Origin of the sequence: Orlajensenia leifsoniae, assembly GCF_004570845.1 — a bacterium.
Lineage (GTDB): Bacteria > Actinomycetota > Actinomycetes > Actinomycetales > Microbacteriaceae > Orlajensenia > Orlajensenia leifsoniae.
In genome coordinates this window covers 115,426-128,505 of the sequence record NZ_SPQZ01000005.1, presented here as the reverse complement: position 1 = coordinate 128,505, position 13,080 = coordinate 115,426, and the positions used below count along the sequence as shown (strand labels likewise).

The 13,080-nt window shown below is 70.4% G+C and carries 8 protein-coding genes; 6 read left to right on the top strand and 2 right to left on the bottom strand.

From position 1 onward, the window contains the following. Positions 1 to 88: 88 nt before the first annotated feature. A complete protein-coding gene (locus E4M00_RS13915; RefSeq protein ID WP_135121103.1) occupies positions 89 to 1,924 on the bottom strand; it encodes a glycosyl hydrolase family 18 protein in 1,836 nt (611 codons plus the stop codon). A 134-nt stretch (positions 1,925 to 2,058) separates the two neighbouring features. Further along, positions 2,059 to 4,437, bottom strand: coding sequence for a helix-turn-helix transcriptional regulator (locus E4M00_RS18190; RefSeq protein WP_135121102.1), 2,379 nt, complete (start codon positions 4,435 to 4,437; stop codon positions 2,059 to 2,061). Positions 4,438 to 4,703: 266 nt separating this feature from the next. Between E4M00_RS18190 and lysA the strand changes: the two genes are divergently transcribed. From lysA to prfA, 6 genes are all read left to right on the top strand, one after another. Next, a complete protein-coding gene (lysA, locus tag E4M00_RS13905) occupies positions 4,704 to 6,128 on the top strand; it encodes a diaminopimelate decarboxylase (RefSeq protein WP_135121101.1) in 1,425 nt (474 codons plus the stop codon). Further along, entirely contained in the window at positions 6,125 to 7,444 is a 1,320-nt protein-coding gene (locus E4M00_RS13900) for a homoserine dehydrogenase (RefSeq protein WP_135121100.1), read from the top strand. Before lysA ends, E4M00_RS13900 begins: the two co-directional genes overlap by 4 nt. 6 nt (positions 7,445 to 7,450) lie before the next feature. Next, positions 7,451 to 8,551 (top strand): threonine synthase, encoded by a 1,101-nt coding sequence (thrC, locus tag E4M00_RS13895; protein WP_056164287.1) that lies wholly within the window; start codon positions 7,451 to 7,453, stop codon positions 8,549 to 8,551. Beyond that, a complete protein-coding gene (gene thrB, locus E4M00_RS13890; RefSeq protein ID WP_135121099.1) occupies positions 8,548 to 9,498 on the top strand; it encodes a homoserine kinase in 951 nt (316 codons plus the stop codon). Before thrC ends, thrB begins: the two co-directional genes overlap by 4 nt. Before the next feature lie 240 nt (positions 9,499 to 9,738). Continuing rightward, positions 9,739 to 11,886, top strand: a complete 2,148-nt coding sequence (gene rho, locus E4M00_RS13885) for a transcription termination factor Rho (RefSeq protein ID WP_135121098.1) — start codon at positions 9,739 to 9,741, stop codon at positions 11,884 to 11,886. Between the two features lie 111 nt (positions 11,887 to 11,997). Next, on the top strand, positions 11,998 to 13,077 hold the full coding sequence (gene prfA, locus E4M00_RS13880) for a peptide chain release factor 1 (protein WP_135121097.1): 1,080 nt from the start codon (positions 11,998 to 12,000) through the stop codon (positions 13,075 to 13,077). The last annotated feature ends 3 nt before the right edge of the window (positions 13,078 to 13,080 follow it).

Genomic DNA, 13,080 nt, shown 5'->3' with positions numbered 1-13,080 from the left:
GGGTCGGACATGACTGTGGGCGGATGCCGCGGCTCATCGCCGGCATCCGCCCACAGTCGTCACTGGATCACGAGCTCATCCGGGCGACTCAGACCACCTTCCACGGACCCCACGGCGAGGTGCCGGGGGTGTCGCCCTGCGTCCACCAGGAGGCCTTGTAGGTGAGGCCGCCGTAGGTGACGGTTGCACCGGCGACGTAGACCGCCGTCGCGCTCCAGGCGTTGGCGCCCGGAGTCGTCGGCGGAGTCGTCGGCGGGGTCGTGGGGGTCGTCGTGGTGCACGACTTCGTCAGCGACCACGGGTCGGATGATCCGGGGGTGTTGCCCTGGGTCCACCACTTCGCCGTGTACTCGTTGCCGCTGTAGCTGACGACGGTACCGCCCGTGTAGACGGCCGTCGCGCTCCACGCCGGGGCCGAGCAGGCCGTCGGCGGCGTCGTGGGAGGCGTCGTCGGCGGAGTGGTGGGCGGGGTCGTCGGGGGTGTCGTGGGCGTCGTCGGCGTGGTCACCGGACCCGTCTTCGCCGCCTTCAGCTTGGTGGCCAGGGTGCCGACGAGACTGCCGTCCTTGTTGCCGGAGAGCTCCCACCACATGCCACCGCCGAGCCCCTTGGCCACGATGTAGTCGGCCTTCTGGGCGATGGTGCGCGGGCTGTCGTACGACCACCACTGGTTGCCGTCGTAGCGCCAGGCCGCTCCCACAGCGGCGTCGTAGTACTCGGTTCCGAGCGTCTTCAGCTTGTCGTAGTCCTCGTTGCCCGCCTCATAGGTTCCGGGGGCTGCAGCCGTCGCGGGTCCCCAGGGTGTGCTCTTCGTCGCACCCTGCCAGCCGCGCCCGTAGGCGGCGAGGCCGAGTCCGAGCTGCGAGGGCTTGATGCCCGCGTTGATGTAGGCGTTCACGGCGGTGTCGACGTCGAACTTCTTCGGGCGCGGGTCGGCCGGGTCCTTGTAGAGATTGCCCTGGTGGCCGGTGAGGGTCGGATCCCAGGCTCCCCAGAGGTCGTAACCCTGGATGTTGCCGTAGTCGAGATACGTGAAGATCTCGGGGTCGTTCCATCCGCCCGAGGCGATGTCGGCTGTGTTCGCCGGCAGGAACGCGCTCAGCGTGTAGTGCTTGCCGATGGTGGCTCCGTAGGCGTCGAGCTGGGTGCGGAACTCCTTGAGCAGCGCCTTGAAGTTCCGGGCGTCGTTGGCCGTGTCGACGTAGTTGCCCTCGAGGCCGTTCGGCGAGCCCGGCCACTCCCAGTCGATGTCGATCCCGTCGAAGACGTTGGCGGCAGCACCGGTGCCGCCGCGTCCGTCGATGACCGGGAGGTTTCCCTTGATGTAGAGGTCGATGCACGAGGAGACGAGAGCCTTGCGGGAGGCATCCGTCGCCGCTGCCTTCGAGAAGTTCTTCGACCAGGTCCAGCCACCGAGCGAGATGATCGGCTTCACATTCGGGTGCTTGGCCTTCAGCTGCTTGAGCTGGTTGAACGAGCCGGCGAGCGGCTGGTCCCAGGTGTCTGCGACCCCGGAGACGGAGTCGGCCGCGCTGTAGCCCATGCCGAAGTCGGCCCAGGCGTCACCGGCCCCGTCTGACCCGGTCGGCCCGGTGCCCTGGGCCTTGTTGGCGATGAAGCACTTCAGCGTGTCGTTCTTGATGTTGCCGAAGGAGTAGTTGATCGCGGTGAGGTTGGCTGCGGTGCCCGAGGTGTCGATCTGCTTCACCTTGTAGCCGCGGGCGTAGACGCCCCACTGCACGAAGTACCCGACGTTGCGGTATCCATTCAGTTCCGAGGCTGCGGCCGAGACGGCCGTCGGTGCTGCTGTGGCCGTGATGGTGGTGAGCGACGACGCGATGAGTGCGGCCCCGGCGACGGCGCCTGCCACCCCCAGGATGCGTCGGAGCCCTCGGCCCTGGTGTGTCGTACGTGATGTTTTCATGCGTGGTCCCTTGTCGTGTGATGTGGGGAGAGCACGCTGCGTTCGGGTCGCGAGCGGTGAGCCAACGGTAGGAGCGACCGAGCTGTCGGCGGATCGGGAGAATCCACATGGTTCGACCCCCGGGCGGGGGACGACTACGGGGAACTACGTAGTGCCAGGTAGCTGAGTTCGGTGCGTGAGCGCACACCGGTCTTCGCGTACACCCGTCCCAGGTGCACCTCGACCGTGCGCACGGCGAGGTGCAGTTCATCTGCCACGTCGCGATTCGACCGGCCGCGGATGACGAGTTCGGCCACGTCGCGTTCGCGCGCTGTCAGCTCGGCCGCCCAGGTGCGGGGAATCGTGACGGCCTGCGCCGCCTTCTGCTGGTGGGGCGACGGATGCTCCTCTCGCATCGAGCGACCGGCCTGCCGCGACGCCAACCCGGCCGCCACCAGGCCGAGCCGTTCGTGACCGGCCTCTCGGAAGTGCTCGGCCGCCGCCACGAGGCGCAGCTGCGCGCGGTGGTCGTCGCCGGTCTCGAGCAGGGCTCGGGCCAGCGCCAGCTCTGTGCGTGCGCGATCGAAGGGCGATGGCAGCCGCGCACTCAACTCCTCCGCTCGACGGATCCGCGCGGAGCGATCGGCCACGTCGTCGAGGGCGAGTTCGGCGCGGAGCACCGCCGCCGCCCGGTGCAGGGCGAACCCCATGATCGCGTCGGCGTTGGCGTCGGCGCTGCGTTCGCCGCCGGACTTCCCGTGCAGTGCGGCGAGGTTCGCCCGGGCGGCGTGGGTCCACCCGGCCTCGGCCAGCACCACGGTGTCGTCGATGCCGGGCAGGGGGAACACGGCACCGCGTCCGGTCCTGGTGGTCGAACCCGTGACCAGCAGGTGCGAGGCTGCGGAGCCGATGTCTCCGGCCAGCCACGCCGTGACGGCCTGATCGATGCGGTGCTCGACGCGGTCGGCCTCCTGCCCGGCGACCGGAGCCGTCTCGGCGACGGCGGCCGCCACGGGATCGGGTTCGACTCCGGGTGCTCCGGGCGACGCCGCGCGGAAGGCCTCGAGACGCAGGAGCAATGCGGCGGCGATCCCGCCGCAGACGAGGGAGACGGGCAGGCGCAGGGCGGCTTCGCGCAGGTCGTCCGCCGCGCGGGCGTGCCGGCCAGCCCAGCAGTCGATGAGAGCGCGCACGACCACGAGCTCTGCCTCGATCAGCGCCGAGGCGCGAGGAGCAGCCGGAAGGAGGTCGGCGCGTGCGCGGAACGGGGTCGGGATCGAGGCCTGACCGACGACGGCCCGCGCGACGACCCTTCTGGCATCGCCGAATCTCTCGGCCCTGGCGAGTCCGATGGCTTCAGCGCACGCACGGGTCGAGAAGCCGACGACGTGGTCGGGGCCCGGAGCCGGGGCGGCCGGCACGTCCTCGGAGGCACGGGATGCCGGTCGGGGAGCGAGGGCGTCGGCCCAGTCCTCGGCGGCCGACCGCGTGCGGTCCGGGCGGTCGATCCCCGCGTCGTGCCTGGTCTCCTGGGCGGCTCGGCGCATGCGGGTGACGCCCCGGCGGGAGCCTCGTTCGGCGAACAGCGACGCGGCGGTATCGAAAGCCTCGGCCAGGCTCTCGGCCACACGGCGCGATGATTCCGCTTCCGCGCCCGCGTCGGCGGCGGCCCGAGCGTTCGCCGCGAAGGCGAGCAGCTCGTCCTCGGGGATGAAGCCCTCCGCCAGCAGTACGGCCCGGGTGTAGGCGCCGAGGCTCGCGGCAGCATCCGTCAGCCGTGGTGACGCCGTGGCCTGCCGGAGCCATTCGACGGCATCGTCGACGTGGCCGGCGTGCAGTGCGGACGCCCCGGCCAGCGCGACGGCCCGCACGAGGTCGTCGCCGCGCGCATGGCTCGCGGTCTCGCGGGCGATCGCCAGAGCCCAGACCCCGTCGCCCGCGGCGAGGGCCGAGCGTCCCAGTGCCAGCAGACGCGGGGCGAGGGTGGGGTCTCCGGCCAGGGCCGACAGCGACCGGTGCCAGGCGGCCAGGTCCCAGTCCGCCCGTGACTCGTGAGTGACGGCGAGGGCGGCGTGGGCCTCGGTGCGCTCCGCGAGGCTCGCGCGCTCGTGCACGAGCGCGCGCACGCGCGGATCGGCCACGGCGAAGCGGCCGGAGACCAGCTGCAGCGCTCCCACGAGTTCCCCATGCACCAGGCCGTCGATCGTGGCGCCCGATGCGCCGAGCAGGATTCCGGTGCGGCTCACCACACTCACGGCCGCGATGAGCAGAGTGCGACGATCGGCGGGCGAGAGAGCGTCGAGTCGTGCTCCGTGGAGCTGCTCGATGCGCGGGGTCACAGGAAGTGGGTCGGGGAGGGCTCGCGCCCCGATCAGCTGCCGCGCGTCGAGCACGAACGCCAACTCCCGCAGGGCGGCCGGGTCGCCGTCGACGGCCCGCACGAGGAAGCCGGCGACGTGGGGAGCCACGAGGAGACCGTCGGAGCGCAGGAGCGCGAGCCCCTCCGCAGCGTCGATCCGTGCCGCTGCGCTCATGGGACTCCTCCCGGGGTCGACCGTCCCTGAGCCACCCCCCTCTTATGTTAGTGAGGTTTACAAAACAGGCCACCCCCAATGTCCCGCCGTAACGATTGCGGCACCGGCCGTCATCGATTCGTAGGCCGGGAAGGCGACTCGATAGACTCCTCGGGTATTGACGCCCTGCTCGATCGGGCGACTGCCGTCACGGCTTCAGGGACCAATCCGGGTTCGCTCGCCGCGCAGTGTCATCCGTCTGTCATCCCCACTGCGAGGATCCTTTAGTGGCCACCCGTCCCTCCGCCCCAGCGTGGCTCGACGTGCCCGTGGACGCCAACGCGCTCGCCGCCGGCGTCTGGCCCGACTCGGCCGCGCGAGACGACGACGGGCGTCTCGTCATCGCCGGGGTCGACGCCGCCGAGCTCGCCGCGCGCTTCGGCACTCCTCTCTATGTGACCGATGAGGCGCAGGTGCGTGCTCGCGCCGGCCGTGTGCTCGACGCCTTCGGCTCGGCGTTCGCCGCGGTGGGGGCATCCGTCGCCGTCTACTACGCGGGCAAGGCCTTCCTCTCCACCGAGGTCGCCCGCTGGGTCGCCGAGGCCGGACTCAACATCGACGTCTGCACGGGCGGAGAGCTGGCCGTCGCCCTCGCCGCCGGCATCGACCCCGCACGCCTCGGTTTCCACGGCAACAACAAGTCGATCGCCGAGATCGAGCGGGCAGTCTCGGTCGGCGTCGGCACCATCGTCATCGACAGCCGCATCGAGATCGATCGGGTGGCGGATGCCGCAGCCCGCGCCGGTCGCGTGCAGGCCGTGCGTCTGCGCGTCAACAGCGGAGTGCACGCCCACACCCACGACTTCCTCGCCACCGCGCACGAGGACCAGAAGTTCGGCGTTCCCCTGGACGACGCCGCCGACCTCGTCGCCACCATCCGCGACCGTGCCGAGCTCCGCTTCCTCGGGATGCACTGCCACATCGGCTCGCAGATCTTCGACGCCGGCGGATTCGCCGAGTCGGCCTCGCGCCTCATCGCCGTGCACGCCGAACTCCTCACCGACGGCGACGTGCCCGAGCTCAACCTCGGCGGCGGCTTCGGCATCGCCTACACGGCAGCCGACGAGCCCACGCCCATCGAGCAGATCGCCGCAGGCATGGCGGAGGCCGTCGGCGCGGCGTGCGCGAGCCACGGCATCCCGGTTCCCCGCATCGCCATCGAACCCGGCCGCTACATCGTCGGACCCGCAGGCATCACCCTCTACGAGGTCGGAACGGTCAAGCCCGTCGAGGTCGACGGCGGCGTGCGCACCTACGTGAGCGTCGACGGCGGCATGAGCGACAACGCCCGCCCCGCGCTCTACGGAGCTGATTACACGGCGCGCATCGCGAGCCGGGTGACGGATGCCGCTCCCACCCTCGTGCGGGTCGCGGGCAAGCACTGCGAATCCGGCGACATCGTCGTCGACGCCGACTACCTGCCCGGCGACGTGCGACCGGGCGATCTCCTCGCCGTCGCGGCGACCGGGGCCTACTGCTGGTCGCTGGCCAGCAACTACAACCACCTCGGCCGCCCAGCCGTCGTCGCCGTGCGCGACGGAGCTGCGCGCATCATCGTGCGCGGTGAGACCGAGGCCGATCTCCTCTCGCGCGACGCCGGCATCCCCCTGCCGACGCCCGCCGGGACGGACGCACTCGAGGGAGCCCGATGATCGCCTACCGTTCACTGCGCGTCGCCCTGCTCGGCGGAGGATCCGTCGGAGCACAGGTCGCGCGGTCGCTGCTGGAGGACAGGGATGAACTGGCGCACCGCGTGGGCGCCAGCCTCGACCTCATCGGCATCGCCGTGCGCGACGTCGACGCCAAGCGCAGCGTCGACCTTCCGCGCGAGCTGCTCACGACCGACGCCGAGAGGCTCATCCTCGGCGCCGACGTCGTGATCGAGCTCATGGGCGGCATCGAGCCGGCCCGCACGTACATCCTGCAGGCGCTGAACTCCGGTGCCGACGTCGTCACGGGCAACAAGGCCCTGCTGGCCACGCACGGACCCGAGCTCTTCGCCGCGGCCGAGCAGGTGGGAGCCCAGCTCTACTACGAGGCGGCCGTCGGCGGGGCCATCCCGATCATCCGTCCGCTGCGCGAGAGCCTCGCGGGCGACAGGGTCAAGCGCATCCTCGGCATCGTCAACGGCACCACGAACTACATCCTCGACCGCATGGACACCCAGGGTGACAGCCTCGAGGACGCCCTGGCCACAGCCCAGGAGCTCGGCCTCGCCGAGGCGAACCCGAGCGCCGACGTCGACGGCTACGATGCCGCGCAGAAGGCCGCCATCCTCGCCAGCCTCGCCTTCCACACCGAGGTCTCGGTGGACGACGTGCACCGTGAGGGCATCACCGCCGTCACCGCGGCCCAGATCGCCTCGGCCGCGCACTCCGGCCACGTGGTCAAGCTGCTCGCCATCTGCGAGCGCCTGATCGATCCCGACAGCGGGGTCGAGGGCGTCTCGGTGCGGGTCTACCCAGCCATGGTGCCGCGCAGCCACCCGCTGGCCGCCGTGCACGGTGCCAACAACGCCGTGTTCGTCGAGGCCGAGGCGGCTGGAGCCCTCATGTTCTACGGCGCCGGTGCCGGGGGAGTCGAGACGTCGTCCGCCGTGCTCGGCGACCTGGTCTCGCTCGCCCGCCGTCACGTCGTCGGCGGTCCCGGCCTCACCGAGTCGAAGCACGCCGGCCTCCCGGTGCTCGAGATCGGCAAGGCCACGACGCGCTACGCCGTCACCCTCGACGTCATCGACGAGCCCGGGGTGCTCGCCACCATCGCCGGCGTCTTCGCCGAGCACGGCGTCTCGGTGGAGACCGTCGAACAGTCCGTCGCCACGGCGACCCCCGGCGGAGAGTCCACCGCCATCCTCGTCATCGGCACCCATGGAGCCCGGGAGGCCGCGCTCGCCGCGACCGTCGCGGACCTGGCTGCCAACCGCGTCGTCGCCCGCGTCGCATCCGTCCTCCGAGTTGAAGGAGCGTAATCCCTCATGAGCACCACCCCGCAGATCCGCGAGTCCCGCCAGTGGCGCGGAGTCATCCGCGAGTACGCCGATCGTCTCGACGTGACGGATGCCACCCCCGTCGTCACGCTGGGTGAGGGCGGAACGCCCCTCCTGCCGGCACCGGCGCTGTCGGCCCGCACCGGCGCCCAGGTCTGGGTCAAGTTCGAGGGCATGAACCCCACGGGCTCCTTCAAGGACCGCGGCATGACCATGGCCGTCACGAAGGGCGTCGAGGCCGGCGCCAAGGCCATCATCTGCGCGTCGACGGGCAACACCTCCGCGTCGGCTGCCGCGTACGCCGCCCACGCCGGGATCACCGCGGCCGTGCTCGTGCCCGAGGGCAAGATCGCCATGGGCAAGCTCAGCCAGGCCATCGCCCACAACGGCCGCCTGCTTCAGGTGCGCGGCAACTTCGACGACTGCCTCGAGATCGCCCGCGAGCTCGCGGACAACTACCCGGTGCACCTCGTGAACTCGGTCAACAACGATCGCATCGAGGGTCAGAAGACCGCGGCGTTCGAGGTCGTCGAGGTGCTGCGCGAGGCGCCGGACTTCCACATCGTCCCCGTCGGCAACGCCGGAAACTACACGGCCTACCACCGCGGGTACTCCGAGGAGCTGCAGCGCGGCGTCACGACCAAGATGCCGCGCATGTTCGGCTTCCAGGCCGCCGGCAGCGCACCGATCGTGCTCGGCCACGTCGTCAAGAACCCCGACACCATCGCCAGCGCCATCCGCATCGGCAACCCGGCATCGTGGGAGCTGGCCATCGCTGCTCGCGAGAACAGCGACGGCTACTTCGGAGCCATCGACGACGCCCGCATCCTCGAGGCCCAGCGCATCCTCTCCTCCGAGGTCGGCATCTTCGTCGAGCCCGCTTCAGCCATCAGCGTGGCCGGCCTGCTCGAGCAGGCCGAGGCCGGCGTGATCGGCCGGGGCGCCACCGTCGTGCTCACGGTGACCGGCCACGGCCTGAAGGACCCGCAGTGGGCCCTCCGCACGGCGGACGGCTCCGACATCCAGCCCGAGAGCGTCGCCGTCGACACCGCAGAGATCGCCGACGTCCTCGGCCTGGCGAAGGCATGACCGCCGCCGTGACGCTGAACTCCCTCGCCCCCGAGCTCGTCGGTCGTCGGGTCTCGGTGCAGGTGCCGGCCACCAGCGCGAACCTCGGCCCCGGCTTCGACACCCTCGGACTCGCACTCGCCCTCTACGACGAACTCGTCGTCGAGGTGCTTCCTGCTCCCGGCGTCGACATCCACGTCGAGGGCGTCGGAGCCGGTGAGGTGCCGACGGACGAGTCGCACCTCGTCGTGCGCTCCATCGCCCACGTGCTTGCGCACTACGGCTACGCGCTTCCCGGCCTGCGCCTCGAGGCCCGCAACTCGATCCCGCACGGGCGCGGCCTCGGATCCTCCGGTGCTGCGATCGTCTCGGGCGTGATGGCTGCCAAGGGCATCCTCGAGGGCGTCGTCGAGATCTCCGACAACGACGCCCTGGCCCTCGCGACCGAGCTGGAGGGCCACCCCGACAACGTGGCGCCCGCACTCTTCGGCGGCCTGACCATCGCGTGGACCACGCCCGAGGGCCCGCAGCACAAGAAGCTCATGGTTCACCGCGGCGTCTCACCCGTGGTGTTCGTTCCCGAGCACGTGATGTCGACCGCCCTCGCACGCAGCCTGCAGCCGGAGTCGGTTCCGCACGAAGACGCCGTCTTCAACGTCTCGCGCTCGGCGCTGCTCGTCGCCGCCCTCATCCAGAGCCCCGAGCTGCTGCTCGCCGCCACCGAGGACAAGCTGCACCAGAACTACCGGGCCGCAGCCATGCCGGAGACCAACGCCCTCATCGTCGCCCTCCGTGCCGCAGGCTACCCGGCCGTGGTGTCGGGCGCCGGACCGTCGATCCTCGTACTCGCGAGCGACCCGGGGCAGCGCCTCGGTGCGGCCGATCTCGTCGCCTCGGTGTCCGAGACGCCGTGGCAGGCACTCCATCTGGCCGTCGACTTCAAGGGCTCGGTGAACGCGTCGGCCTGAGGATCCCCTGATGACCCGCGTTCGCGTGTCAGGGCATCCTCCGGCACGGTGTTAGACTGAGCCCGTACCCGTCAAGGTTCCGCACAGCAAAGCGAACCGACTGGACCGGTGCAATTCCCCGCAATTCATTTGCTCTCATCGCGCCACCCGCCTGTCGCGTTTCCATGTCGAAATCGCGACACGCAGCTCGGTGACCAGCTCCCCTGGACGGATTCCCGCCAGGCGAAAGGACCAACTCCCGTGACTGATGTCAACGCCACTCAGACCGTGGCAACCCGCACCCAGCTGAACACGCTGCGCGTCGCCGAGCTCCAGGCTCTCGCGACCCAGCTCAGCATCCCCGGTGCCTCCAAGCTCCGCAAGGGCGAGCTCGTCGACGCCATCGTCGACGCCCAGCCCGCAGCCGGCGAGAGCGCCGCCGCTGCCCCCGAGATCGCCGCTCCGGCCGCGCCCGAGGCCTCGTCGACGACGACGGATGCCCCCGCCGAGCCCGCAGCTGCCCCGGCCGCCGAGCAGTCAGCGGCCCCCGCCGCCGAGCAGGCACCCGTCTCCTTCACCGAGGAGACCCCGGCTCCGGCCGCAGCCCTCACCGTGACCGGAGCCCCCGCCGTGACCCGTGGTCGCGGCTCGCGCCGCGCCACCACGGCCTCGACGGCCGCCGGCGCCCACGTGAACACCGCAGGCGGAACCGGCCTCGACAGCCTGGTTCCGGCGCTCGACGCCGTCGCAGCCCGCAACAACAACCCCGAGAAGGCCCAGGACGGCGAGGCCCCGCGCGGCCAGCGCCGCAAGCAGGTCAAGGTCGCCCCTCAGGCCACCGAGACCGCTGAGGCCACCGAGGCCCCCGCTGCCGTCGAGTCCACCGAGGCCGCCGAGTCCACCGACGAGAAGCCGCAGGGCGAGCGTCAGGGCCGCAACCGCAACCGCAACCGCGGTGGCCGTGGCGAGAAGGCCCAGGACGGCAACGGCCAGAACGCCAACGCCCAGAACGGCAACCAGAACAGCAACGACCGGGGCAACCAGAACCAGCAGAAGCAGGGCAACCAGCCTGCAGAGCAGGGCCAGAAGCTCGACCTCGACGAGCGCCAGAACGGCAACGGCAACGGCCAGCAGAGCCAGCGCGACAGCCAGCGTCAGGCGGCAGAGGGCGACTCCCGCTCCGGCCGCAGCCGCTACCGCGACCGCAAGCGTCGCGGCGGTGCTGCGGGCGACGAGTTCGAGCCCGAGCTGAACGACGACGACGTGCTCATCCCTGTCGCCGGCATCCTCGACGTCCTCGACAACTACGCCTTCGTGCGCACGAGCGGCTACCTGCCGGGCCCGAGCGACGTCTACGTCTCGCTCGGCCAGGTCAAGAAGTACAACCTGCGCAAGGGAGACGCCGTCGTCGGCGCCATCCGCCAGCCGCACGAGGGCGACGGCAACGGCCGCCAGAAGTACAACGCGATCGTCAAGGTCGACTCGATCAACGGCCAGTCCGTCGACGAGGCCGCAGCGCGCGTCGACTTCCAGAAGCTCACCCCGCTCTACCCGCAGGAGCGCCTGCGCCTCGAGACCGAGCCCACCAAGCTCACCCAGCGCATCATCGACCTGGTGTCGCCGATCGGCAAGGGCCAGCGCGGCCTCATCGTCGCGCCGCCCAAGGCCGGCAAGACGATCGTGCTGCAGCAGATCGCCAACGCCATCGCGATCAACAACCCCGAGGTCCACCTCATGGTCGTTCTCGTCGACGAGCGCCCTGAAGAGGTCACCGACATGCAGCGCACGGTGAAGGGCGAGGTCATCGCCTCCACCTTCGACCGCCCGGCGGAGGACCACACCACCGTCGCCGAGCTCGCCATCGAGCGTGCGAAGCGCCTCGTCGAGCTGGGCCACGACGTCGTCGTGCTGCTCGACTCGATCACCCGCCTCGGCCGCGCCTACAACCTGGCGGCTCCGGCTTCAGGACGCATCCTCTCCGGTGGTGTCGACGCCTCGGCGCTCTACCCGCCGAAGCGCTTCTTCGGGGCTGCTCGCAACATCGAGAACGGTGGATCGCTCACGATCCTCGCCACGGCGCTCATCGAGACCGGGTCCAAGATGGACGAGGTCATCTTCGAGGAGTTCAAGGGCACCGGAAACTCGGAGCTGCGCCTCTCGCGCCAGCTCGCCGACAAGCGCATCTTCCCGGCCGTCGACGTCAACGCCTCCGGCACCCGCCGCGAGGAGATGCTGATGAGCGCCGATGAGGTCAAGATCACCTGGAAGCTGCGCCGCGCCCTCGCCGGTCTCGACCAGCAGCAGGCACTCGAGGCCGTTCTGGGGCGCCTCAAGGAGACCCAGTCCAACGTCGAGTTCCTCATGCAGGTCGGCAAGAACGGCACCAACGGGCACACGGGCGAGCACTAGCGTCTTCAGAGGGTCCTGCGCATCGGAACGAGAGTGGCCGACGCGCAGGACCTTCGGCTTTTCCCCCGACAACGTCCACTCTCACGCAGGTGAAACAACAGGAGTCTCGAGATGTTCGATTCGGTGAAGGTACTGCTCGACGAGCACGCTGATCTGCAGGAGCAGCTGGCCGACCCGGCGCTGCACGCCGACGCCGCGCGCGCCAAGAAGGTCAACCGCCGCTACGCGGAGCTCTCGAAGATCGCCGCGGCCAACACGGCGTGGATCCAGGCCGGCGAGGACCTCGCCGCAGCCCGCGAGCTCGCCCGTGAGGACGAGGCCTTCGCCGAGGAGATCCCCGCCCTCGAGGAGGAGCTCGCGACGACCCAGGAGAAGCTGCGTCGTCTCCTCATCCCGCGCGACCCCGACGACGGCCGCGACGTGATCATGGAGATCAAGGGCGGAGAGGGCGGAGCTGAGAGCGCGCTGTTCGCCGCCGACCTGCTGCGCATGTACATGCACTACGCCGAGTCCAAGGGCTGGAAGACCGAGCTCCTCGAGCGCACCGAGAGCGATCTCGGCGGCTACAAGGATGTCCAGGTCGCCATCAAGTCCAATGCGACCGACCCGTCGCAGGGGGTCTGGGCCCACCTCAAGTACGAGGGAGGCGTCCACAGGGTGCAGCGCGTTCCGGCCACCGAGTCCCAGGGACGCATCCACACGTCGACGACCGGTGTTCTCGTCTTCCCCGAGGTCGACGCCCCCGAAGAGGTCGACATCAACCAGAACGACCTGAAGATCGACGTGTACCGCTCGAGCGGTCCTGGCGGCCAGTCCGTCAACACCACGGACTCCGCCGTGCGCATCACGCACCTTCCCACCGGCATCGTGGTCGCGATGCAGAACGAGAAGAGCCAGCTGCAGAACCGCGAGGCCGGCATGCGCGTGCTGCGCGCCCGCATCCTCGCGCGTCGCCAGGAGGAGCAGGCCGAGCTCGACAGTGCGGCCCGCAAGACCCAGATCCGCACGATGGACCGCTCGGAGCGCATCCGCACCTACAACTTCCCCGAGAACCGCATCGCCGATCACCGCACCGGCTACAAGGCCTACAACCTGGACTCGGTCATGAATGGCGCGCTCGAGCCGATCATCGAGTCGGCCATTCAGGCCGATGAAGAGGCCAGGCTCGCCGACATCGGCGACCAGAGCTAGGTC